A 21,640-nucleotide genomic window follows, 5' to 3' on the forward strand; every position below is an offset into this window, starting at 1 on the left:
ATGGAGTTGTCTCCGTTGTCCTGGTCCCGGACAACTACGACGCTTCGTCCCTTCAAAACGAAGGGTTCGTACCGGTGCACGAGAATATCCTCGTCGCGGGGACCTCAGGAAGAGTCCCAGGCGCGTAAACAGCCGCGAGGCCCTATTCACGCCCGCGCCGGAGGGTCTTGGCGACGTCCTGGCACCCCCCACTGTGCTGCCAGGACGCCGCAGGCGTGATCCGGTGGTTAGCCCTCGTCGAGAGCTGGGATTCCGAGCTGGGCGCAGACCTCAGGAGGGCCGGGGATGACGGCGACGGTGTCGTCCACGACGCATGCGGTCAACGGCGGGACGTAGTGGCCGAGGTTGGGGTTTGGCCCGGGCCTGAGCGGGTTGCCGTACTGATCCGTGTCAGGCATCTCAGTGCCATGGTCCTGCCCGGCGGGCGGTGTAGGTACGAAACCGGCTGGGATGAGGTCGTTGGTGAGTCCGTCAGGGTTCATCAATCCCATGGTCCACACTCGGCTGCACTGGTTGATGGGGTCGGTGACCTGTTGCATTCCGGCGTTTTTGTCGTCGGGGTTTGGGTTGTTCTTGTCATCGAACCCGGTGATAAAAATCCCGCTAGTGATGTACGGGGGCATTCTGTCCCCCGGCGCGCCGGGAACGGGATAAGTAGTGTTGAGGTCAGCTCGGAAGTAGCAGCGAATATCCCGTTTGTCTTCCACAGGAGCCAACGCGACATAGACGCCGGCGGCCGTAGTGCCAACCAGCGCGGTGCCCGCGACGGCGATCACAACTGGGAGAGTGAGCCATTTCCGGGCCGGCTTAGGGCGGCGGCGCGCTTCTTGTCCGAGCAGGTTCTGGACGCGGTTTTTCGTGTCTTTAGGGTAGGTCACTTCAGATAGGTTCATGACAGCCTCGCTTCAACAGTTGTGGTGTCGAGTTGTTCGATGGACTCCAGGGGCCGGTTCAGGCCAGCCAACTTTGTCCTTGCCCGGTGAAGCCTTGATTTCACTGTTCCGACCCGTACGCCGAGCGTCTTCGCAGCCTCTTCCTGGGGGATTCCGTTCATGAGGCACAGGATCACGACGTCCCGTTCGCCCTCGTTCAGCCCAGCGGTTGTGTCCAGCAGCTCGCGGACCTCGCGTTCTGCGTCCAGTCTGGAAGCGATTGCTTCTGCATGGTCTGCTTCGTTTTCACCGTGCCGAGGATCCGAGTGGGGCAGTCGGGCAAGGAAGTCGGCGTGCCGTCGAGATGCCCTGGCCCGGTTGCGGTCAGCATTCGTTGCTACCCCAAGCAGCCACGGAAGGACGCTGTCCCTCTCCGGCTTGAGCCTGGTCCGCTGCCGCCACGCCTCGAGAAATGTGATCGAGACGAGCTCTTCTGCATCGTGCCACGAACCGCAGCGGGAAAGGCAGTACCGAAAAACGGCATCAGCGTGCCTGGCGAACAGGGCCTCAAAGGCATCAGCGTCGCCTGCCATGCACTTGCGCCACAGGTCTTCGTCATTCTCCGCCATTAGCCTCATACCTTGTAGTGTCCGCAGGACCTGAAAAGGGTCCCGGCGGCAACAGTTCGCCGTCCCAATACAAACAGCATGAGCACCTACCGTTGCTTAGCCCTCTCAAAACTACGGAATTTGCCCATGTCAGACCTGGCGGCCCGTAGTCAGGGTGTCCCGTTCAGGGTTCCCAAGTGGGACGTCAGCGCCGCCGAGCATCAGTTCCGGCTTTTCCGTTGAGTCAAAGTCAAAATTGATCAGATCGAAACTAGAGGTTCAGCCTGGACCCCTATTCTTGTGACCCGCCTATCGGGACAATCAGGGCATGGGACGTTCGAAAGAAATCTGCGGGTTCACTGCTGCTTGCGTCCTGTTTTTCTCTCTCACAGTCACCGCCTGCGGAAGCGCTGGCAATAACGGGCAGGGAGAATGGCACCAGCAGCCGCCACTGCCATCTGCAGAGCCTTCCCCCGAGGTTAGTGAGGGTACAGAAGTAGCCGACCGAAGCGAGTGCCGGAAGATAGTCCAGGTTCCGACCAACTCAACAGAATCGGGCGCTCCTTCCGCTGGTTCGGCGACAGCATCCAGCTGCGGCACAACATTCGTCCCGCTCACCGAGGAACAAATGCTCAACGCCACTCCTGCCCCGATGCCCCTTCAACCAACTGCCCATTCCGAAGGGAACTCGGCAGATTCGTTGGTCACGACGCCGAAAGAGGGAGAGCAGCGAGAGTGGACCCCCGAACGTATGAGAAGTGCGTCTCCGGAACCAATGCCCGAGGTTCCCTAACGCCTGCATAACCGTCGTGAAGCTTGAGGGTCCCGTAGAGGGTTCCCTCATAGAGACCGAGCGTCCCTAGATGGGCAGACCTGTAAGGCAGAGTACTTGGCACGACACGCCGCTAACCTCCCTCCATATATCGATTAACTGAATATCTTCGTGACATGACTAAGCGACCTATGCGAGAACCAACGTTCCTGATTTTGTCGGTGCTGGCGCAAGGCCCGGCCCACGGGTACGCGTTGATTACAGAAACAAAGAAGCTGTCGGGAGGCAGGGTCGCGCTGCAGCCCGGCACGCTTTATACGGCCTTGGATCGGCTCAAGGAAGAGGGCTTGATTTCGGTGGCCCGCGAAGAAGTAGTGGACAGCCGATTGCGCCGGTATTACGAGCTGACCGACGTCGGAGCTGGCGAGTTGGGCGGAGAAATTGCCAGGCTGGAGTCGAACGTGGTGGCCGCTAAGGCTTCTCTTAAGATCCGCTCGGCGCGACTCGCCGGCGGGCTGGCATGAGCACGGAGTCGGCGCCACTCGAACGCCGGTACAGGAGGGCTTTGAACTTCTATCCAGCCAGCTGGCGCCGGGAACACGGAGATGAACTTTTAGGGGTCCTAATGGATGTGGCCGAAGATGAGCGTCGCGTAAATCCAAGTGCCAGAGAGTTCGTAAATCTGGGCATCAGTGGACTGCTCGCCCGCATCATGCTCGTTGTTGGGCGCATCCCAGTGCGCCGCCGTTCCCGTATTGCAGTTGGGGCGACGATCATCGGTTCTGCTGCGGCTGCCACACAGATGGTGCTGGGAGAAGTTGGACGGTGGTTCCGTTATGGCAGCTACGGGGCGGACGTGGCTCTCTTTGGTCCATTCACCACTGCAGCATCCTTGGTCTACCTTTTGTGCCTTTTCGCTCTACTGGCAACCGTGCTGCGTTTGCCAAAAGCCAGGGTGGCAGCTCATCTGCTGACCATTGGAGCGGCAATTACGCTTCCTCTCGGGACAACCTTGACGCAAACGGCGATAACCCCTGACTGGTACATCCCGGCATTCTTTGCCGTCGCAGCTGCTCTGGCACTGATCGGCGATCCCAATCGAACAGAGGGTGCCCGAGCACTGATGATGTGGTCTGCACCCGTCCTGGCTGCCGGCGTCACCTTCGCTGCATACCGCCACGGGGCCGGTGCACGGACGACCTACTACAGCGACTTCTCCTGGAACCAATTCCCGGTCACCATGTCGTTTGTTCTTGCTTTGGCATTCGTCACGGCGCTCACCCTCAGTAACAGAGCCGCATTGCCGTGGGTGACATATCTCGTGGTATTTGCTTCTCCTCTCTACCTTTGGTTCACCGGGCTCGCCGTGCAAAACCATCCCGCTCCCTACTTCATCGGATCGAGCGTCCTTGCGGCCGCGGCAGCCTGGTACGTAACCAAGCGCCCTCCTCACGCTAAAGATGGATACACGCCCGCCACCTAACGCAGCCACCCCCGCGCGTACCGACCCTCCTCTGTATGCCCGGTTAAAGGTCGGATTACGGGCACCAAGGGTGACAAATAGCGCTGCGGAAAAGCTGCCATTTATTTCTGCGATTCACAGCCCGGCAGCTTCGCAGCCAGGGAAAGACTTTGAAGGAGACGGCTCAGATTCTCAGTGTCAGCGTCTCCTCACTGACTCGGGCCCTAAGCCTGCCGGAGGTAGCCCCAAACGTTTTATCCGAAGCCGCATAGCGCCTCTACTAGGCGGACAAGCGTGGATCCCGGTTTACGAACACGTTACGATGGCGAGGCTATGACGTTCTCACTTGATACCACTGAATCAGCAGATGAAGAACGAGCGGGGACGCTGCTCATCCAGGAGGCAACTAACCGCATTCAGGCGGTCATCGATCTGCCCGGGTGGGCTGACCCTGTATCAGGGAGTCCCATGGCAGAGGCTGACAAACTCACTCCCATTCAACCCATGTCGTACCATCTCAGGAGCTCCAATATGGTGGCTCTGGACAATCTTCGAGCGACCGTTAGGTACATCGAAAAGACGAACGATGTTCCCATGATGGCCCTCTACTCCATGATCCGCTCGGCCGTGGAGTCCACCTCCTATGGCCTATGGTTGCTGAGCGCAACCAGGGCAGATAAGCGCGCGTTTTACTGCCTTCGGCTGTCCTACGAGCACAACGAGGATATGGCCAGCCTGGCAAGGGCATTCGATCCGCAGGACAAAAGTGGGGCTAAGACGCGCGAGAAGCTGTTGGAACTCCAACAGGACCTCCGGCGCTATAAGCAGCATGATCTTTCAGGGCGGGTCACCACCACTGACGTAGTAGTTAACGCCGACAAAGTTGTAGGTAAGAGGCGGTGCTTCACGGGAATTCAGGTATGGAAGTCTTGCAGTGGTCTCGCCCACGGAAACGGTTCTGTGATGCCGGCACTTTTGGAACGCAAAGTGGTGAGTAAGACCGACCAAGGGGGAGAGTACCAGCTCACTTCTCGGCTGACATTCTTGGGTGGATTCCTGATTACTGCCGTCGAGAACCTGGAAGTGATGAGAAAGCGGTACGAACTCGAAATTCAGCCGAAGGACCATTACTAACGAATCGAGCTGGTTTTCGTGAGGGAGAATGGCCCTTATATGCGGTAGATACGTGATGTCCAAAGAGGTCGAGGGATCACCTTGAAGTAGGTTGGGCACCATGCCAGTACAGGACCCGGACGAGAACCTACTTGTGCAACGAATCGTCCGCCAGCAGGGGCTGGTGATCCAGGACGCTGCTAGGGATGCTCTTAAGAACTTCACTTCTCCGCCAGTCGGGTCGCCTGCTATGCGGGATCGACAATGGGCGGAGCAAACGCAAGACGCTGAGTTGGTGCAAGGTGGCTACACCAGTGCTGCTCAGTCTGTGGCCACGCTTTTGCACACCATGGAGGAATACCGCCTGGCGATCCTCGCCCTTCTGGCCGCCGGCGAGATGCTGCCCCACCCAATCATGAGCTGCGTTAGGGCCATACATGATGCTGCGCTCAGAATCTGCTCGCTGACGGATCCCACAATCTCTCCCCAGGAGCGGCTTGCCCGGTCTGCCGCTGATTTCTTAGCGAAGGTTCAGGGCGGAATACCGGTTCTTCATACGCTGGAGGGGGTAATGGACGACGGGCGCGAGGATCTGCAAAGAGTTGAAGAATCGAGGACGGGAGCGATAAGCCTGTTCAGGAGGATTGGGCTGGAGGTTCAGGTGAAGGAGAGCACGGGGCAGGCACAAAACGTCCGTTGCGAGGGCAAGGTGGCTAACGTCGATGTTAAAAGCACTGACCTGAGCCAAAAGTACACTCCGCTGGTGCACTTCGCTTGGGGCCTTAACTCTGGCGCCACGCACTCGAACATTTGGTTGACTCATGGGCTTTCTGGGCCGTGGGCTCAGATATTGGTGTCTATGGTGTTCCCGCTGCTTGATATTTCCGATGCCCTGGTGACGAACCTTCTGGGCTACGCAGGGCTTCCCTCAACCGAGATCCGGAAGGCGACACACTTTCGCCGCATCATGCTTATGCGAAGAACAGGTGTTCCCGGCCCGTATGCGGACTTCAGCGCGTACACAGATGACCAGCGAGTTCAGTAGCCCGCAAGGGCTTTTTAACTACTGCGGTTGGGACCGAATATTCCCCTGTTCTCAATAACTGTCAGTGCGAATGACTATGAGTTTCTGACCGTCGGCCAGCAGTGTTTCCAGGTTGGCACGCGCTTCCTCATAGGTATCGCCTTCGGCGCTGAGGCAGTTGTACTGGTTATCTTCGCTGGTGACTGTGCCGGTGAGCATCACCCGCACGATTCTATTGCCGCGCAGGTTTAGTTAGAACAGTCTGTGGGCCTAGCGGACCGGCAGCTGGACGCTTTCTTGGTCCAAGTCCGGCCGGGGACGCATAAAGCGGAAGGAATGGCGAAAGGCATTGCCTGTCCAGGCGATGTCGGCGGAGATTTCGACCACCAGAGGCTCTACCAACGTCAGGGTCACAGGGCGGGCCAGCCCAAAGAGGGGCATCCCGTTGTAAATGACTTCAATTCCGGCCTCAGGGACCTGGTAGGTCTCATGCCATACGCCCACGTCACCGCTGCCGGCAGTCTCCTTCATGAAACGCCGCCAAGGCTCCAGATGAGGGGACTCCCGGTCCGCGGCGAATTTCCGCAGGTGCTCCGGGCTTTCCCAGTAGCTGAGCAGCATGGTGGTCCGGCCGAACCACTGCTCGTACCCCAGCATTCCCGACGCCGGGTCCCCCGCCAGGTGTTGGAGCATCCGCGGCATGGAGCTTGCCACTTTGCCGACCGCTCCCATCTTCCACCACCGGTTGGCCCGCATGCCAATCAGGAAGACCGTCACTGATTCCCGGCCAGGATCGGCGGTATAGCGGCCCGGAAAGACATTCTGCGCCATGGGAAGCTCCTTGGGTTCAGGCGATTCGCTTTCATAACGGGGTTACGAAACAAGGTTATGAAACAATGGGACCCATGGCAAGACCCGTGATCCATAACGATTCCCTGCGGCAGGAACTGCTGGCGGTCACCGCCGAGCTGGTGAACCGGGAAGGGCCGGCCAGGGTGACGCTGCGGGATGTTGCGTCGGCCGCGGGGACGTCCACCACCGCCGTCTATTCACTGTTTGGCGGGAAGTCCCAACTCCTCACCGCCGTGGTGGACGACGGGTTCCGGTCTTTCCGGGACTCGCAGGTGGCCGCGGCGCCGGCTGGGCTGCAGGGCCTCGGAGTGGCCTACCGGACGTGGGCGCTGGAGCACCGCGCTCTCTACCGGCTGATGTTCGGCGGTGCACTGGCCGCTTACGTGGATTGCCAGCCGAGTGCCGAAGTTGCCGCCGGTGCCATGGAACCGCTGATGGAGGCGGTGGCTTCCGCCCAGGCGGCGGGGGCCCTGCGGGCTGAACCCGTGGAAAAGGTCGCCTTCGCAATCTGGGGCCAGGTGCACGGCCTGGTGAGCCTGGAGCTGGCGGAGGTGGGCCCGCCGGACGCGGACTGGGCCGCAGCCTACACCTCGGCCCTGGACGCCGTGGCGCGCGGCTGGGCTGCCTGACGCCCCCTCTTCGGCGCGCCTATTCCCCTGCTGCCCGCAAGATACCTGACGCGGCTGATACATCCGTCGCGCCAGGTATTGTGCGGGTCGATCTGTGTTTTGTGCGTCGCTGCCCGCGCAGGGCCCCTTAGGCGTACACCTTCTCCAGGAAGTTGCCCCACGCCTTGCCGGTGGTTTCCGGATCCCCGGCCCCGCTGAAATCGTGGACGGTCATTCCCACCGGCGCACCAAAGGCGTTGCGCCCGAAGAACCGGTACAGCGCATCGGAGGTGCGGATCCCCAGGAAGTGTTCGTTCGAGAAGTCCACTTCCCCGCTGAGCCGGCCCACGCCGTCGAGCTCCAGTTTCACCTGGGACCCCTGTCCGGCGAGCTCAACGCCCAGTGCACGTCGCAGCTGAACAAAGCCGTCGGCAGTCTGCGAAGCCGGGGGCGCCTGGATGTCCGTGAAGACCACGGGGCGGCCATCGAAGTACTGCAGGTACTGGCCCAGCGTGTGGAGATAGAATTCTGTGTGGCGGGAGGCGCCGTCGTACTGCTCGTCCCAGTTGTCCGCGAAGATGCCGCTGTGTACGTAGTGCAGGCGGGCGCGGCCACCGTCGAGCGGCTCCAGGACGTGCTCGAGCTGGTTGAACCAGCCGTCCGGGCCGTCCATCCTGGAAACGAGGTGGTTGGGGTATTCCTCGACCGTCCTGACCGCCGGCCACTGGTCGGTGGGGAACATCCAGGCGGGCGTGCCTGCAGTCACTGCCTCCCACACCCGCTCCGGCGGGCCGGGCAGTTCGGTGTCGTAGGCGATGTCGAATTCGCGCTTGTCAGTCATTGTCCTGCTCCTTAGCTTTGGGGATTGCCGGGCTTTCCGGGTTCTCCCTGGTTGTCTTGAGGACGGTTGTCTTGAGGACGGGGTGCAGCGCCACCACCAGCCGGTGCCGCCTGCCGCCGGAGGCTCCGGCGCCGGGCGGGGTGCCGCCGTCGTGATACTTGTCCACGAGCCGCGTGACCGCCACGCCCAGTTCCTCCGCAAAGGCGGCGCGGTCGGCGGCGGTCCGGAAGGTGATCTCGCCGTCGATGGCGAACGTGGCCAGCTTTTGCCGGGCCGCGGCAGCCCCCGCGATCAGCTTGCCCATTTCCTGGACCATCCGGCCGGCAAGTGCCAGCAGCCAGAAGGCCGAGAAACGGTCCGAAAAGCGGTGCGGATCCGGCGATACCGCGGAAAGGGCCTGCGGCGAGATCAGGTAGGACGCCGCAGTGGCCTGGAGCACCCGCTCAGTTACATTGCCCTTGCGCCGCTCCTCCACCAGTTCCACGAGGCCGTGCCGCTCAAGCGCCTTGAGGTGGTAGTTGACTTTCTGCCGGGGCAGCCCCACCTTCACGGCGACCTGCGTGGCCGACCCCGGGCGGGACAGTTCATGCAGGATGCGCGTACGGACAGGATCCAGGGAAGCTTCGGCCGCCGCGGGGTCCTCGATGACTGCTATCTCCAACATGCTTCAAGTCTCTTACCGACAACTTTTATTGTCAAGAACTTTTTTGTGATCGGTTGGGAGGCGGTCGCGGCGGTCCTGCAACAGGGCCACGTAGAATTGTCCGGTGATGCAATCCCCCCTCCCCGTCCGCGACGGCGTGAATGCCACCCGCCTGCGCCTTCCCGGCGAGGGGCCGTGGGACACCGCAATGGACTACATGATGCACCGCTGGGGCCACATCGATCCGCAGGGCATCGAGGACAGGTTTGACGCCGGCGAAATCGTCGGCGAGGGCGGCGTTCCCCTGGACCGGGCCACTCCCCTCAGGGACCACACCTTTATCTGGTACTACCGGACCCTGCCGCCGGAGACCCGGATCCCCGTGGAGCTGGGCATCCTGCATCAGGACGAGCACCTGCTGGTGGTGGACAAGCCGCACTTCCTGCCCACCACCCCCGGCGGGACCTACATCCAGGAATCTGCCCTCGTGCGCCTCCGGAACCAGTTGAACCTGCCGGACCTGATTCCCATGCACCGGCTGGACCGCATGACGGCAGGGGTGCTGCTGTTCTCCACCAATCCATCAACCCGCGGCAGGTACCAGGTGCTTTTTGAGAAGCGCCAGGTCCGGAAGGAATACGAGTGCGTGTCCGCGGCCGAGCCCGCCGAGGGGTATCCCGCCGTCGAATTTCCCGTGGTGGTCCGCAACCGGATGACCAAGTCTCGCAGCTACCTGCTGGCCGAAGTCATCGACGGGGAACCTAACGCGGAGACGCGGATTGAGCAGCTGGAAGTGTTCGACGGCGGCACGGCGCCGGGTGCCGCAAGCGCCGCCGTTGCCGTGTCGAGTAGCAATTCCCGCCGCGCGCTGTACCGGCTGGAACCGCACACCGGCAAGACGCACCAACTGCGGGTGCACATGGCCTCGCTGGGGCTGGGCATCATCAACGACGCCTTCTACCCCGACCTGCTGGACAAGGCTCCGGACGACTACAGCAAACCCCTGCAGCTTCTCGCCCGCAGCATCCGGTTTGTGGATCCGATCTCCGGAAAACCGGTGGAGTACCGCAGCCGGCTGGAGCTCAGCGAGGCCGCCGGCTCCTGACCCCGGTTCCAGCACGACGAATGTGCGGTACCTTGTGGCAATGGACTTCGGCAGCGCTGACAGCTGGGGGACGGCCATCTATTTCTGGATCATCCCCGTCGTGCTGGGCGACGCCATCTTTCCGCCCATCCCGTCCGAGATGGTGGTGATCACCGGCGGGGCACTGTCCGCGGACGGCCGCGCCAACGTGTTCCTGGTGGCCGCCCTGTCCGCCCTGGCCTCCTGGCTCGGCGACATGGTGGTGTTCCAGCTGTTCCGGCGGCGGCTGAGCCACGTTCTTGACCGCTGGCAGTGGGGCCGGCGCATCCATACCGGAATTCACGCGGCACTCGCCAAGGCAGGACGCTCTTCCACTTACGGCGCCATCATCGGGGCCAGGTTCATCCCCGGTGGACGGCTGGCCACCTCGGCTGCCGCAGGCATCGCCAACGTTTCGGTCCGAGGCTTCAGCCTGTGCGCCGGGCTCGGGGCACTCCTCTGGGCGTGCTGGCTGGTGGGCCTGGGCTACTTCACCGGCTCGGCCACCCGCCTGCCGTTCTGGGCCAGCTCGCTGATCGGGGTGGCGCTGGGGCTGGTGATCGGCGTCGTCGTCGGAATTATCGTCACGCGCCGCCGGGGCAACCGCTCCCCGGTAGAGGAGCCAGAGCCTCCCCTGGCATAGCGGACCTAGAGAGGCGTCCAGCGGCCGCGGCTGCGCCGCAGCACCATCAGCGAGCCGGTCAGCGCAACGCGTTCGACGGCGTCCCGCATCATGGCCGCCGAGTCCAGCGCCTGCCGGTTCTCGCCGCTGTATTCAGTGGCTTCGACAAGGAAGCGCAGGTTCAACTGCGGCACGCCGCCCGCCAGCTGCAACTGGTTCGCCTCCACGTGGTGGCGTGTTCCCAACGCCTCCACCGCTGCGTCCATCACGGCTTCAGGCGGGTTGCCGGGACGCAGGCCGGTGATCTTCAGGCGGGTCTGGAACGATGGCATGCCTTCAACCCTATCCAAACGCTCTCTCACTTAATGCGGGGAAAGCCTTAACGCTCTCTCGTGAGCGAGAGAGCGTTAAGGGAAAACCAGCATCAAGTGAGAGAGGGTTGGCCGTTACCCGGTATTGCGCAGGCCTGCCGCCACGCCATTGACGGTGATCAGCATGGCCCGCTGGAGGCGCTCGTCGATTTCGCCGCCGCTGATGGTGTCGGCCTTGTTCGCAGCTTCCGCACGCACACGGCGGAGGAGTTCCACCTGCAGGTAGCTGATGGGGTCCAGGTACTGGTCGCGGATTTCGAGGGAGCGCTTCAGCGTGGGCTGGGCGTCCAGGAGCAGCCTCTCGCCCGTCAGGTTCTGGACCTCGGCCACGGTCAGCTCGTATTCCTCCCGGATGGCCCGGAAGATGTGGTGCAGCTCTTCCGGAACCAGGGTGGACACGTAGTAGCCGGCGATGTCCATATCGGTCTTGGCAAGCGTCATTTCCACGTTGGAGAGCACGGAGCGGAAGAAGTGCCAGTTCTCCCACATCTCCACCAGCTGGGCGGAGTTGCCGGCCTCGCGGGCTGCCTTGAGTCCGGAGCCGACCCCGAACCAGCCGGGTACGATCTGGCGGGACTGGGTCCAGCCGAACACCCACGGGATGGCCCGCAGGCCGCCGAGCCCCGCCCCGGAATCCGGGCGCTTTGAGGGGCGGGAGCCGATGTTCAGCGAGCCCAGCTGCTCCACGGGGGTGGAGGACAGGAAGTAGGCCGGCAGGTCCGGATCATCGATCAGCTTCCGGTACCGGTCAAAGGCGGCATCTGAGATGGTTTCCATCACGTGCCCGTACCGTTCGCGCTGGTCTGCGGAGGTCCGCGGATCCCGGTGCAGGGCGGAACCCTGGAGCACCGCGGCGAGGGACAGTTCGAGGTTTTCGCGGGCCAGTTCGGGCAGCGAGTACTTGTCCGAGATGACTTCACCCTGCTCGGTGAACTTGATTTCGCCTTCCAGGACGCCGTTGGGCTGGGCAAGGATGGCGTCATAGGTGGGTCCACCGCCGCGTCCCACGGACCCGCCGCGCCCATGGAACAGGCGCACGCGCACACCGTGCTTGGCGGCGACGTCCCGCAACTTGCGCTGGGTCTTGTGGATTTCCCACTGGCTGGTCATCACGCCGGATTCCTTGTTGGAGTCCGAGTAGCCCAGCATGATCTCCTGGACATCCCCGCGCAGCCGCACCAGTTCGCGGTAGGACGGATCGGACAGCAACTGGTCCACGATCTCCGCGGAGGCACGAAGTTCCTCGACTGTTTCCAGCAGCGGCGCGAACCCGATCTTGGCGTAGGGCTTTTCGCCGAAGAGGTTCACCAGGCCGGCTTCACGGGCCAGGACGGCGGCGGCGAGGACGTCGTCCGCGCCGCGGGTCATCGAAATGATGTAGGTCTCGATGACGTCCGGCCCATAGGCGCGCAGGGCGCGGCGGATCTCGCGGAAGACGTCGTACGTGCCGTCAGCTGCGCCGTCGAGCTTGATCGGGTGGCCGGACAGCGGACGGCGTGAGGCGAGTTCGGAGCCGAGAACCTCGAAGCGTTCCTCACGGCTGAGTTCGGCGTAGCGGAGCCCGGGCCCACCAATACGGTCCATGAGCTGTCCCACGGCATCGTGGTGGTGGTCGGCGTGTTCGCGGATGTCCAGCGTGGCCAGGTGCAGGCCAAAGGAGGCGATGGCGCGGCGGACCCGGGCCAGGGCACCGTCCGCAGCCAGCGACGCCGAGTGGTTGCGGAGCGAGAGTTCCAACAGTTCGAGGTCCGCCAGGAGTTCGTCGGTGCCGCTGTAGTCCCGGCCGTGCTCGTGGTTTGAATTGGCCGCCACCCGCTTGCCGGTGTTGATGAGCTTGGCCTTGATGCAGGTGAGCTTCAGCCGGTAGGGCTCCTGCGCGTTCAGCTCCAGTACCCGCCGGTCCAGGCCCGGCAGCTTCCCAAGGTCCGCGTCGATGGACTCGAGCAGTTGCTTGTCCGCCCCCGCGAGCGCCGTGGAGTTGGAGAGGATGGAGATCAGCTCATCGATCATGGCGATGCTGATCCGGACTGCGTGCTGGTTCTGGATCTGCAGGATTTCCCGCGTCACGGCCGCGGTGACGTTGGGGTTGCCATCGCGGTCGCCGCCGATCCAGGATCCGAAGCGGATGGGGGCTTCCTTGGACGCGAGGGTGACGCCGTGTTCGCCCAGCAGTTCGGAGAACTCCGCCAGCATCTCGGGCATCGCGTCAGTGAGGATGCCGCCCAGGTAGTAGATGGCGTTGCGGGCCTCGTCCACGGGAGTGGGCCGGACCTGGCGGAGCTCATCCGTCTGCCACATCTGATCGATGATTTCCGCCAGCTGGCGGTCCTGGCGGCGGCGGGCCGTGGTTCCTTCGGCCGTGGGCTGGGCCAGCACATCGGAAAGCTTGCGGATCTTGTCCAGGACGGAGCGGCGGGAGGCCTCAGTGGGGTGGGCAGTGAAAATGGGCCGGACATCAAGCCCGTTGACTACCTCCTGGAGGACGCCGGGCCCTGCCTGGGCGGCAATCTCGTTGACGGTTTTGGCCAGCCAGCCGTCCTTCTCCGCGCGGGTCCGCAGGCCCCGCACCCGGTGGACCTGCTCGGCGGCGTTGGCGAGGTGGAAGTAGAAGGCGAAGGCACGCACCAGGTCCGTGGCCTGCTCGATGGGCAGGGAGCCGAGGAGTTCGCGGACCTGGGCGACGACGTCGTGCGCGCTCCAGGGGCCGGTGGCATCGGCACCGCCGCGGGCGGCTTCCTTGGATTCCTTGGTGAGGAGGCGGACCTGCTCCACGAGGTCCAGGAGTTCAGGTCCGTGCTGGCGGACCAGGGATTCGCCGAGGAGGGTGGAGACACGGCGGACGTCTGCCCTCAGTTCGGAGGCAAGGTCTGATTCGGGATGTGCGGCAGTGTGAGCCATGGAAGCTATCTTTCGAGGGTTTCGGACTTGGCTCGTACACTGCGCTGGATACTGTGAGCCACGTTACTAGCTAAAGATGCTACCCGCAGTCCGTCACCTCGGGGGAATCCGTCTCAGATAATGTCAGCTCCGGAACGATAACCAATGTGCTGCTTGACGCCCTCGAGCTCCGCCCGCAGCTGGGCAAGCTCCTTTTTGGAGGCGGCAAATTCAGCCTTCCGGCGTTTGGTTTCCCACGCGTTGGCGGTCAGGACGCACAGCCCCACCGGAACGGCGGCAGCAAGGGCCCAGCCGGCCGCAACAAAAAAGTCCAGTGCCACCGGAAAGGCGGCGCGGAAGTCCACGAACTCGTTGACGACGTCGGCCACACCGCTGAGCGTCCCGTCCAGCGGTGCCAGGAACTGCCCCACCATGGGCGTTTCCGAGAGCGACGGCGGATCGAGCTTGGCTTCCCTGTCACCGCCCCAGCGGCCTTCGCCCAGATGGTTGAGGACGTAGATGCCGGCGGCGAGGCTGGCGGCAATGAATACGTGGACGCCGGCGAACAGGGCCTGATCCGGACGCCGAAACCGCCTTAACAGCAGCACCACCGCCGCGAAAGCCAGTGCCACGATCCAGGTCAGGTTTTTGAGCCAGTCGCTGCTGACTCCCGCAAGTATGTCCACGGCGTCCATTCAACAGGGCGGACCACGTTGTGGTTCAATCCCACTCCGGCTCCGCTCCGGAATGAAGGAGGGTTAGTTGCAGTTGCAGCCGGAAATGACGTACGAAAGGAACCATGAGCACCACTCCAGCCAGCCAGGTGGAGCGCTGGCAGCGCTTCCGCGACAACCGGAACAAGGCCCTGGCAGCCCGCCACGGGTGGTTGACCCTCACCTCCTTCCAATGGCTCGAAAACTCCCCGGCCGCCGTCGAACTGGTGCCTGGGCTCTGGTCCACGGACGGTACGACGGCGGCACTCACCGCAACGCCCGCCGACGGGTTGTCGCTGGTGGAGACAGGACAAGCGGTGGAGGGGACGATTTCCGCGGCCCTCGCGGACGAAGCGTCCCTGATGTGGGTCCGGTACGGCGGCGAAGACGGCGCCCAGGTGGTTGTTGAGCTGGCCATGCGGGGAGGCCGCTACGCCATCCGCACCCGGGATGCTGGATCCCCCGTTTTCACGGAGTTCCGGGGCGTTCCCACGTACAGGTACAACCCGGATTGGGAAGTCATCGGCAGGTTCGAGCCCTATCCGGAGCCTGTGGCCGTGCCAATCGCCACCGCCAACCCCTTGGTGGACGGCGTCCACCGCACGGTGGGCGAGGTGGTGTTCCGTGTTCCCGGCGGTAAGCACGAAGTCCGGCTCCAGGCGGAGGAGGAGAAGCTTGGCGCCCTGACACTCACATTCCATGATGAAACAAACGGCGAAACCACCGATGACTGGCGCAAGCTCGCCGTGCCGCGGCCCCGCCCGGACGGGTCGGTAGTGCTCGATTTCAACCGGGCCATCAACTATCCCAGCGCCTTTACGCCGTACGGAACCTGCCCCATGCCGGTGAGGAACAACTCCCTGGACGTGCGTGTGGAGGCAGGCGAGATGCAGCCGTATCCGGTTTCGACAGGCTCAACCACCGAGGACTAGACGATCGCCGAAAGCCCGGTGATGGCGCGGCCCACGATCAGGGTGTTGATCTCGAACGATCCTTCGTAGGTGTAGATGGCCTCCGCGTCTGAGAAAATCTTCGCCATCCTGTAGTCGGTGACGATCCCGTTGCCGCCCAGGATGGACCTGCCCAGCGCCACGGTCTCACGCATCCGCGCGCTCAGGTAGGACTTGGCCAGCGCCACCTGCGGCATGTCCGCAGCGCCGTTCTCCTGCAGCCTGGCGAGCCCGGCCATCATGCCCATGCTTGCCACGGCGTTGCCCAGCATGGTCACCAGCTGCTGCTGGACCAGCTGGAACTGTGCCAGCGGGCGGCCGAACTGGGGGCGCTCGACGGCGTACTGCCGGGCGACGTCGAACGCCGCCAACTGCTGGCCCACAGCCTGCCAGGCCACCATGATGCGCGAGCCGCGCAGCAGCTCATTGGTGTCATCGAAGCTGCTGATGGCGGTGAAGCGGTCCGCCTCGGCCACCCTGACGTCATCGAAGACGATGTCCGCATTCTGCACCGTCCGCAGCGCGATCTTGTTTTCGATCCGCGTCCGGGTGATCCCGGGCAGGGTGGCATCAACGATGAAGCCGCGCACCGATCCGTCCGCCTCGTCCCGGGCCCACACCAGCATGTAGTCGCAGAACGTCCCGTTGCCGATCCACCGCTTGGCGCCGTTCAGCACCCAGGTGTCCCCGGCGTCGTCGGGCCTGCCGGTGGTGGAAGATATCCGCCTGGCGCGGGTTTCCATGCCGCCGGCCACATCAGAACCATGGTTCGGTTCCGTCAGGGCGAACGCACCGGTGATGCGCAGGTTCGAGGCGTCGTCCAGCAGCCGTCGCTTTTGATCGGCACTGCCGAAGGCGTACAGCGCCTCAACGAAGAGATCGTGATGGACCAGGAAGAAGGTGGCAATGGACGTGTCCACGCGCGTCATCTCGGCGATCACCAGGCCGGCGAACAGGTGGCTGTAGCCGCGCTGCGCGGGAGTGCTCAGCTGCAGGGCCGCGAGTTTGGGCAGGATGTGCGCGGGAAACTCGGCCTTGTTCCACCAGTCCCCCGCGTACGGGGCGATCTCCCTTGCCAGGAAATCGCGCAGTTCAGCCAGCTTGTCCCGTTCCGCCTGGTTCAGCAGGGATTCGACGGCGAAGAAATCCGCCGGAGGCAGGGTTACCGTTCTGGCGGTGGTCATTTCGGTCCCATCCGGATAGCGCCGTCCAGCCGGATGGTCTCCCCGTTCAGCATGGCATTGTCCACGATGTGCGCCACGAGGTTGGCGTACTCGGCGGGTTTGCCCAGCCGGGAGGGGTGCGGCACCTGGGCGCCCAAAGAATCCTGCGCTTCCTGCGGCAATCCGGCCATCATGGGCGTTTCGAAGATTCCCGGCGCGATGGTGACTACCCGCACCAGGGAGCGCGCCAATTCGCGGGCGATGGGCAGCGTCATCGCCGCTACCGCACCTTTGGAAGCAGCGTAGGCAGGCTGCCCGATCTGCCCTTCAAAGGCTGCTACCGAGGCGGTATTGATGATGACGCCGCGCTCCGGTCCGCCCAGCTCGGTGCTGGCCGGCTCGTTGACCACCATGGCGGCCGCTGCCAGCCGCAGCACGTTGAACGTCCCTATCAGATTGACCTGAATGACCCGGTTGAACGCCTCCAACGGAAGCACGCCCTCCCGGCCCAGCACCTTGCCGGGGGTGGCGATTCCGGCGCAGTTCACCACGATGCGCAGCGGGCCCAGTTGGGTGGCGGTATCGACGGCGGCCTGAACCTCCGGTTCGCTGGTGACGTCCGCGGGCATAAACACGGCGGACTTTTTGGGGCTTCCGATGGGATTCGCGGTCCCCCCATTCAGCTCTTCGGCGAACGCCTGCCCGGCAGAGGAGGGGAGGTCAACAAGCACCACTGAGGCGCCGGCGCCGAACAGCCTGCGGGCAGTAGCTGCCCCCAGGCCCGAGGCGCCTCCCGTGATCAACGCAACGCTGCCTGTGACGTCCATACATCCTCCTTGATGCGGGCCTGCTCCGGCAGAAGCCCGCGGAGCATTAGTTAGTGAATGTTAACTGAAATTATCGGGTCCACGCACTATCCGGCCTTCCCGGCGCTGCCGTACGCCCGGCTAGGGTGGAAGCCATGACTTCCTCTCCCGTTGACTGGCACAAAAGGGCCAACGAGGCCGCACGGTCTGTCACCGGACTCTTCGGCAGGAGGTTGTTCTTCCTGCCGGGCACCCATCTTGGCGGCATCCAGTGGCCCGCCCCCCACTGGCGCGACGACGTGAAGGGCAAGCTGCTCGAGCCCTGGCACTACTGGTGGCAGGCCCACTATGTTGACTGCCTGGTGGATGCGGGCCGCCGCGAGCTGGGCAAAGGCGCCACCCCTGCCGCCAGGTTCAACGGCCCGGAACATCCCAGCGCCGGAAGGCTCGCTTCCCGGCTGGTCACCGGGATCCGGCTGCGCAACGGCCTCACAGTTGTCAACAACTACTACGACGACATGGCCTGGCTTGCCCTCGCCACCCTCCGGCTCGACGCACTGGCCCAGGAAACGCGCCGGCCCGGGCGGCGGCGCAACGCGGCGGTCCGCAAGACGCTCACGCTCCAGTTCGACGCCGCCTGCACCGATGACCTGGGCGGCGGTTCCTTCTGGAGCAAGAAGCGCGACTTCAAAAACACGCCCGCCACCGCACCTGTCGCCCTCTTCTACGCCCGCACAGGGCAGCGGGCCAAGGCGCAGTCACTGCTGGACTGGCTGGACGTAACCCTCTTCGACCCGGGGCAGGGCCTGTACCTCGACGGCGTCCGGCTTGGCCCCGACGGGAACGTGCTGATCGAGCGGGCGGTCTACACCTACAACCAGGGCCCGGTCCTGGGTGCGCTGCTTGAGCTGGGCGGGGAGGCGAACCTGGCCAGGGCAGCCATGCTGGTGGAGGCGGTGGACCGGCACCTGACAGTTCCGGCAGGAGGGGGCAATGACGGCGGCGCAGCTGCTGGCCAACTGACCGTCCTGCGCTGCGAGGGAACAGGCGACGGCGGCCTGTTCACCGGGATCTTGTGCCGTTACCTTGCGCTCGCCGCAGCAGATCCGCGGCTCCCCCGGCAGGCCCGCGTCACCGCCGCGCGGCTTGTCACCGGCACCGCGGAGGCTTTCTGGGCAGGAAGGCGGCCCGCCGCCGGCAATGGCAACCGCAAGGAACAACCCGGAAGACTCGTCTTTCCCCTGCACGCGGAGGACCGGGGCGCACCCTCCCCGGCGGGCCCCGGCGTCGAGCTCTCCACCCAACTGCAGGCGTGGATGGCAATCGAGGCCACCGCATCCATTGCCGCATTGGATTAGGGCACGCAACAGTTCCGTAATTGATGTGACACTGCTCACTTTAAGCGCTTTCCGGGTTACGTCTTAGGGTTGCCTACCCTACAGTTTCTCAGGTGAGGTTCCCTTCTCCAGGGTTCACCGGGACCGTGGTCCGCCCCAAATCTTTCCCAGAAAGCAGCGCCCTCAATGAAGATTCGCAACAGCGCACTGGCCGGCATCGCACTCGCCGCCAGCGCCGCACTCGGCCTGACCGCCTGCGCCGGCAGCGGCACGCCCGCCTCCACCGGTTCACCAGCCGCTTCCGCCTCCGGCGGCGCAGTCTCCGGCGAAATCACGGTTTACAACGCCCAGCACGAGAGCCTGACCAAGGAATGGGTCGACGCCTTCACGGCCGAAACCGGCGTCAAGGTCACCATGCGCCAGGGCTCGGACACTGAGCTGTCCAACCAGATCATCCAGGAGGGCGCGGCCTCCCCGGCGGACGTGTTCCTCACCGAGAACTCCCCGGCCATGACCCAGGTTGAAAACGCGGGTCTCTTTGCGGATGTGGACAAGGCCACTACGGAGCAGGTTCCCCAAGAGTTCCGGCCCTCCACCGGAAAGTGGACCGGCATTGCGGCCCGCTCCACCGTCCTGGTCTACGACAAGGCCAAGCTGACCGAGGACCAGCTGCCCAAGTCCATGCTTGACCTGGCCAAGCCCGAGTGGAAGGGCAAGTGGGCCGCTTCGCCCACCGGCGCGGACTTCCAGGCCATCGTGTCGGCACTGCTCGAGCTCAAGGGCGAAGCCGCCACCGGGGAGTGGCTCACGGGCATGAAGGAAAACTTCAAGGCCTACAAGGGCAACAGCACTGCCATGAAGGCAGTCAACGCCGGTGAAGTGGACGCCGCCCTGATCTACCACTACTACTACTATGGCGACCAGGCCAAGACCGGCGAGAACTCCAAGAACGTCACGCCGTACTACTTCAAAAACCAGGATCCGGGCGCTTTCGTCTCCATCTCCGGCGGCGGTGTGCTGAAGACGTCCAAGAATGAAGCAGCCGCCCAGGCTTTCCTGGAGTTCATCACCGGCAAGAAGGGCCAGGAAGTCCTGAAGACCGGCACCTCCTTCGAGTACGCCATTGCCTCTGATGTTCCGGCCAACGAGAAGCTGGTCCCGATCGCAGACCTGCAGGCGCCCACCGTGGACCCCGCCAAGCTCAACTCCGAAAAGGTCACCGATCTGATGACCAAGGCAGGACTCCTGTAATTTCGTGACTTCCGATCTATCGGCTCCCCCCCAAAGGAGCACGACGACGGCGGGCCGGGGCAACAGTCCCCGCCCGCCTTTCGGCGTTTCTGCAGTGTCCGTGCTGGCGGTGCTGATCGCCCTCTTTTCCCTCGTCCCGCTGGGGTACGTGGTGTACATGACCGTGGCAACCGGCTGGGACACCGCCGTCGAACTGATCTTCCGGCCGCGGGTTACCGAGCTGTTGCTGAACACCATCCTGCTCATGGCGGCCACCATTCCGCTGTGCCTGTTGCTGGGCGTGGCCGGCGCGTGGCTGGTTGAACGGACCACGCTGCGTGGACGCAAAATGTGGGCTGTCCTCCTGGCTGCCCCGCTGGCCATCCCCGCCTTCGTCAACAGCTACGGCTGGGTCTCGGCCGTTCCCTCGATGGGCGGCCTGGGCTCGGGCGTGCTGATTGCCACACTGTCCTACTTCCCGCTGGTGTACATCCCGGCCGCCGCCTCCCTGAGCCGGCTGGACCCGGCCATCGAGCAGTCGGCCGCTGCGCTGGGGCTTGGGGCGTGGCGCACGTTCTTCCGGGTGGTGCTCCCCCAGCTCCGGATTGCCATGACCGGCGGCGCGCTGCTGGTGGGGCTGCACCTGCTCGCCGAATACGGCGCGTTCGCCATGATCCGGTTCGATACATTCACCACCGCGATCATGACCCAGTACCAGTCCACGTTCAATGGTGCCGCCGGGAACATGCTGGCCAGCGTCCTCGTGTTCTTCTGCCTCCTCCTGCTCCTGGCCGAGGTCCGCAGCCGCGGCACGGCGAGGTACGCCCGGATCGGATCCGGAGCCCAGGCCAGGGCCCTGCGGCTTCCGTTGCGCGGGTACCAGGTTCCGGCCCAGGCCTTCCTGCTGGCACTGACCGCACTGGCTGTGGGGCTGCCACTGTATTTCGTGGTGCGTTGGACGGTGGCAGGCGGACCGGAGGCGTGGGCTGCCGACGAGTTCCTCCCGGCCCTCCTGTCCACGCTTGGTTACGGCCTGGCGGGTGCAGTTGCCACCACGGCAGTGGCGTTCCCGATGGCCTATCTCGCCGTCCGGCATCCCGGCTGGTTCAGTAAATCCCTGGAGCTCTCCAACTACATCACCAGCTCGCTGCCGGGCATCGTGGTGGGCCTGGCCTTCGTGACCGTCAGCATCCGTGTGGTGCCGGGGATGTACCAGACTGCCGGCGTACTGGTGGCGGCGTATGTCCTGTTGTTCCTCCCCCGGGCGCTCGTGAACCTCCGTGCCGGGCTTTCCCAGGCGCCCAAGGAACTTGATGAGGCCGCGCAGGCACTGGGCAAGCCACCGCTGCTCGCCTTCATCCGGGTGACGCTGCGGCTCAGCGCTCCCGCAGCCGCGGGCGGGGCCGCCCTGGTTTTCCTGGCCATCGCCAACGAGCTCACCGCAACCCTGCTCCTGTCCCCCAACGGGACCCGCACGCTGGCCACCGAGTTTTGGAGCAAGAGCAGCGAGATCGACTATGCGGGAGCAGCTCCCTACGCACTGCTGATGATCCTGCTCTCCGCCCCCATGACCTACCTCCTCTTCCAGCAGTCCAAGAAAGTAGCCGGACAGTGATCGAACAAGCGCCGATCGAACAAGCCCCGATCCGAAAA

22 protein-coding genes are annotated in these 21,640 nt (G+C 63.9%); 11 read left to right on the forward strand and 11 right to left on the reverse strand.

The annotated features are described in order from the left end of the window. Window positions 1-227: 227 nt before the first annotated feature. Both QF047_RS17250 and QF047_RS17255 read right to left on the reverse strand, forming a co-directional pair. Window positions 228-878: a hypothetical protein gene (locus tag QF047_RS17250; RefSeq protein ID WP_307279579.1), complete on the reverse strand. Its 651-nt coding sequence runs from the start codon at window positions 876-878 to the stop codon at window positions 228-230. An 11-nt stretch (window positions 879-889) separates the two neighbouring features. Further along, window positions 890-1,501 carry an RNA polymerase sigma factor gene (locus QF047_RS17255; protein ID WP_307279582.1) on the reverse strand — a complete coding sequence of 204 codons (612 nt, stop codon included), beginning with the start codon at window positions 1,499-1,501 and terminating at the stop codon, window positions 890-892. A gap of 927 nt (window positions 1,502-2,428) precedes the next feature. On the opposite strand from QF047_RS17255, the gene QF047_RS17260 reads away from it, so the two are divergent. From QF047_RS17260 to QF047_RS17275, 4 genes are all read left to right on the forward strand, one after another. After that, window positions 2,429-2,776, forward strand: coding sequence for a PadR family transcriptional regulator (locus tag QF047_RS17260; RefSeq protein ID WP_307279584.1), 348 nt, complete (start codon window positions 2,429-2,431; stop codon window positions 2,774-2,776). A gap of 101 nt (window positions 2,777-2,877) precedes the next feature. Next, window positions 2,878-3,735, forward strand: a complete 858-nt coding sequence (locus QF047_RS17265; protein WP_307279585.1) for a hypothetical protein — start codon at window positions 2,878-2,880, stop codon at window positions 3,733-3,735. A gap of 312 nt (window positions 3,736-4,047) precedes the next feature. Further along, a complete protein-coding gene (locus tag QF047_RS17270) occupies window positions 4,048-4,848 on the forward strand; it encodes a hypothetical protein (protein ID WP_307279588.1) in 801 nt (266 codons plus the stop codon). A gap of 100 nt (window positions 4,849-4,948) precedes the next feature. Further along, window positions 4,949-5,872 carry a hypothetical protein gene (locus QF047_RS17275; RefSeq protein WP_307279591.1) on the forward strand — a complete coding sequence of 308 codons (924 nt, stop codon included), beginning with the start codon at window positions 4,949-4,951 and terminating at the stop codon, window positions 5,870-5,872. Window positions 5,873-5,923: 51 nt separating this feature from the next. Here the strand turns inward: QF047_RS17275 and QF047_RS17280 are convergent, their stop codons facing one another. Both QF047_RS17280 and QF047_RS17285 read right to left on the reverse strand, forming a co-directional pair. After that, the gene (locus tag QF047_RS17280) at window positions 5,924-6,073 is read right to left on the reverse strand and encodes a hypothetical protein (protein ID WP_307282141.1); all 150 of its coding nucleotides are present in this window, start codon (window positions 6,071-6,073) and stop codon (window positions 5,924-5,926) included. 48 nt (window positions 6,074-6,121) lie between these two features. Next, window positions 6,122-6,682, reverse strand: a complete 561-nt coding sequence (locus tag QF047_RS17285; protein WP_307279593.1) for a monooxygenase family protein — start codon at window positions 6,680-6,682, stop codon at window positions 6,122-6,124. A 74-nt stretch (window positions 6,683-6,756) separates the two neighbouring features. Here QF047_RS17285 and QF047_RS17290 point away from each other — a divergent pair, with 74 nt between their 5' ends. Beyond that, entirely contained in the window at window positions 6,757-7,332 is a 576-nt protein-coding gene (locus QF047_RS17290) for a TetR/AcrR family transcriptional regulator (protein ID WP_306638011.1), read from the forward strand. Window positions 7,333-7,459: 127 nt separating this feature from the next. Here QF047_RS17290 and QF047_RS17295 read toward each other — a convergent pair whose 3' ends face one another. After that, window positions 7,460-8,152 (reverse strand): SRPBCC domain-containing protein, encoded by a 693-nt coding sequence (locus tag QF047_RS17295; RefSeq protein WP_307279600.1) that lies wholly within the window; start codon window positions 8,150-8,152, stop codon window positions 7,460-7,462. Next, window positions 8,145-8,816, reverse strand: a complete 672-nt coding sequence (locus QF047_RS17300) for a helix-turn-helix domain-containing protein (RefSeq protein WP_307279602.1) — start codon at window positions 8,814-8,816, stop codon at window positions 8,145-8,147. Before QF047_RS17300 ends, QF047_RS17295 begins: the two co-directional genes overlap by 8 nt. Before the next feature lie 106 nt (window positions 8,817-8,922). Here QF047_RS17300 and QF047_RS17305 point away from each other — a divergent pair, with 106 nt between their 5' ends. Then, window positions 8,923-9,900: an RluA family pseudouridine synthase gene (locus QF047_RS17305; protein ID WP_307282030.1), complete on the forward strand. Its 978-nt coding sequence runs from the start codon at window positions 8,923-8,925 to the stop codon at window positions 9,898-9,900. Between the two features lie 40 nt (window positions 9,901-9,940). Continuing rightward, window positions 9,941-10,561 (forward strand): DedA family protein, encoded by a 621-nt coding sequence (locus QF047_RS17310; RefSeq protein ID WP_306638006.1) that lies wholly within the window; start codon window positions 9,941-9,943, stop codon window positions 10,559-10,561. Between the two features lie 5 nt (window positions 10,562-10,566). On the opposite strand, the gene QF047_RS17315 is transcribed toward QF047_RS17310, so the two are convergent. The 3 genes from QF047_RS17315 to QF047_RS17325 form a co-directional block, all read right to left on the reverse strand. After that, window positions 10,567-10,872, reverse strand: coding sequence for a hypothetical protein (locus QF047_RS17315; RefSeq protein WP_306638005.1), 306 nt, complete (start codon window positions 10,870-10,872; stop codon window positions 10,567-10,569). 114 nt (window positions 10,873-10,986) lie between these two features. Continuing rightward, entirely contained in the window at window positions 10,987-13,809 is a 2,823-nt protein-coding gene (gene ppc, locus QF047_RS17320) for a phosphoenolpyruvate carboxylase (protein ID WP_307279607.1), read from the reverse strand. Window positions 13,810-13,922: 113 nt separating this feature from the next. Beyond that, entirely contained in the window at window positions 13,923-14,474 is a 552-nt protein-coding gene (locus QF047_RS17325) for a hypothetical protein (RefSeq protein ID WP_307279610.1), read from the reverse strand. A gap of 113 nt (window positions 14,475-14,587) precedes the next feature. Here QF047_RS17325 and QF047_RS17330 point away from each other — a divergent pair, with 113 nt between their 5' ends. Then, window positions 14,588-15,433, forward strand: coding sequence for a DUF1684 domain-containing protein (locus QF047_RS17330; protein ID WP_306637999.1), 846 nt, complete (start codon window positions 14,588-14,590; stop codon window positions 15,431-15,433). Here the strand turns inward: QF047_RS17330 and QF047_RS17335 are convergent. Both QF047_RS17335 and QF047_RS17340 read right to left on the reverse strand, forming a co-directional pair. Next, entirely contained in the window at window positions 15,430-16,635 is a 1,206-nt protein-coding gene (locus QF047_RS17335) for an acyl-CoA dehydrogenase family protein (RefSeq protein ID WP_307279617.1), read from the reverse strand. The genes QF047_RS17330 and QF047_RS17335 overlap by 4 nt on opposite strands. Continuing rightward, window positions 16,632-17,441, reverse strand: coding sequence for a 3-hydroxyacyl-CoA dehydrogenase (locus QF047_RS17340; RefSeq protein ID WP_307279620.1), 810 nt, complete (start codon window positions 17,439-17,441; stop codon window positions 16,632-16,634). The genes QF047_RS17335 and QF047_RS17340 overlap by 4 nt, the downstream gene beginning before the upstream one ends. A 134-nt stretch (window positions 17,442-17,575) precedes the next feature. Here QF047_RS17340 and QF047_RS17345 point away from each other — a divergent pair, with 134 nt between their 5' ends. The 3 genes from QF047_RS17345 (at window position 17,576) to QF047_RS17355 (ending at window position 21,602) form a co-directional block, all read left to right on the forward strand. After that, a complete protein-coding gene (locus tag QF047_RS17345) occupies window positions 17,576-18,778 on the forward strand; it encodes a glycoside hydrolase family 76 protein (RefSeq protein ID WP_307279622.1) in 1,203 nt (400 codons plus the stop codon). 165 nt (window positions 18,779-18,943) lie between these two features. After that, window positions 18,944-20,008 carry an iron ABC transporter substrate-binding protein gene (locus tag QF047_RS17350; protein WP_307279625.1) on the forward strand — a complete coding sequence of 355 codons (1,065 nt, stop codon included), beginning with the start codon at window positions 18,944-18,946 and terminating at the stop codon, window positions 20,006-20,008. A 4-nt stretch (window positions 20,009-20,012) separates the two neighbouring features. Beyond that, window positions 20,013-21,602, forward strand: coding sequence for an iron ABC transporter permease (locus QF047_RS17355; protein WP_307279627.1), 1,590 nt, complete (start codon window positions 20,013-20,015; stop codon window positions 21,600-21,602). Window positions 21,603-21,640: the final 38 nt, after the last annotated feature.

Origin of the sequence: Arthrobacter sp. W4I7, from assembly GCF_030816215.1 — a bacterium.
Taxonomy (GTDB): Bacteria; Actinomycetota; Actinomycetes; order Actinomycetales; family Micrococcaceae; genus Arthrobacter; species Arthrobacter siccitolerans_A.

Bases quoted from the DNA above. Each gene is read 5' to 3' on its own strand.
- QF047_RS17335 (WP_307279617.1), bottom strand. From the start codon at position 16,635: ATGACCACCGCCAGAACGGTAACCCTGCCTCCGGCGGATTTCTTCGCC.
- QF047_RS17330 (WP_306637999.1), top strand. From the start codon at position 14,588: ATGAGCACCACTCCAGCCAGCCAGGTGGAGCGCTGGCAGCGCTTCCGC.
- QF047_RS17305 (WP_307282030.1), top strand. From the start codon at position 8,923: ATGCAATCCCCCCTCCCCGTCCGCGACGGCGTGAATGCCACCCGCCTG.
- QF047_RS17295 (WP_307279600.1), bottom strand. From the start codon at position 8,152: ATGACTGACAAGCGCGAATTCGACATCGCCTACGACACCGAACTGCCC.
- QF047_RS17255 (WP_307279582.1), bottom strand. From the start codon at position 1,501: ATGGCGGAGAATGACGAAGACCTGTGGCGCAAGTGCATGGCAGGCGAC.
- QF047_RS17290 (WP_306638011.1), top strand. From the start codon at position 6,757: ATGGCAAGACCCGTGATCCATAACGATTCCCTGCGGCAGGAACTGCTG.
- QF047_RS17310 (WP_306638006.1), top strand. From the start codon at position 9,941: ATGGACTTCGGCAGCGCTGACAGCTGGGGGACGGCCATCTATTTCTGG.
- QF047_RS17350 (WP_307279625.1), top strand. From the start codon at position 18,944: ATGAAGATTCGCAACAGCGCACTGGCCGGCATCGCACTCGCCGCCAGC.
- QF047_RS17340 (WP_307279620.1), bottom strand. From the start codon at position 17,441: ATGGACGTCACAGGCAGCGTTGCGTTGATCACGGGAGGCGCCTCGGGC.
- QF047_RS17260 (WP_307279584.1), top strand. From the start codon at position 2,429: ATGACTAAGCGACCTATGCGAGAACCAACGTTCCTGATTTTGTCGGTG.
- QF047_RS17275 (WP_307279591.1), top strand. From the start codon at position 4,949: ATGCCAGTACAGGACCCGGACGAGAACCTACTTGTGCAACGAATCGTC.
- QF047_RS17285 (WP_307279593.1), bottom strand. From the start codon at position 6,682: ATGGCGCAGAATGTCTTTCCGGGCCGCTATACCGCCGATCCTGGCCGG.
- ppc (WP_307279607.1), bottom strand. From the start codon at position 13,809: ATGGCTCACACTGCCGCACATCCCGAATCAGACCTTGCCTCCGAACTG.
- QF047_RS17300 (WP_307279602.1), bottom strand. From the start codon at position 8,816: ATGTTGGAGATAGCAGTCATCGAGGACCCCGCGGCGGCCGAAGCTTCC.
- QF047_RS17265 (WP_307279585.1), top strand. From the start codon at position 2,878: ATGGATGTGGCCGAAGATGAGCGTCGCGTAAATCCAAGTGCCAGAGAG.
- QF047_RS17270 (WP_307279588.1), top strand. From the start codon at position 4,048: ATGACGTTCTCACTTGATACCACTGAATCAGCAGATGAAGAACGAGCG.
- QF047_RS17315 (WP_306638005.1), bottom strand. From the start codon at position 10,872: ATGCCATCGTTCCAGACCCGCCTGAAGATCACCGGCCTGCGTCCCGGC.
- QF047_RS17345 (WP_307279622.1), top strand. From the start codon at position 17,576: ATGACTTCCTCTCCCGTTGACTGGCACAAAAGGGCCAACGAGGCCGCA.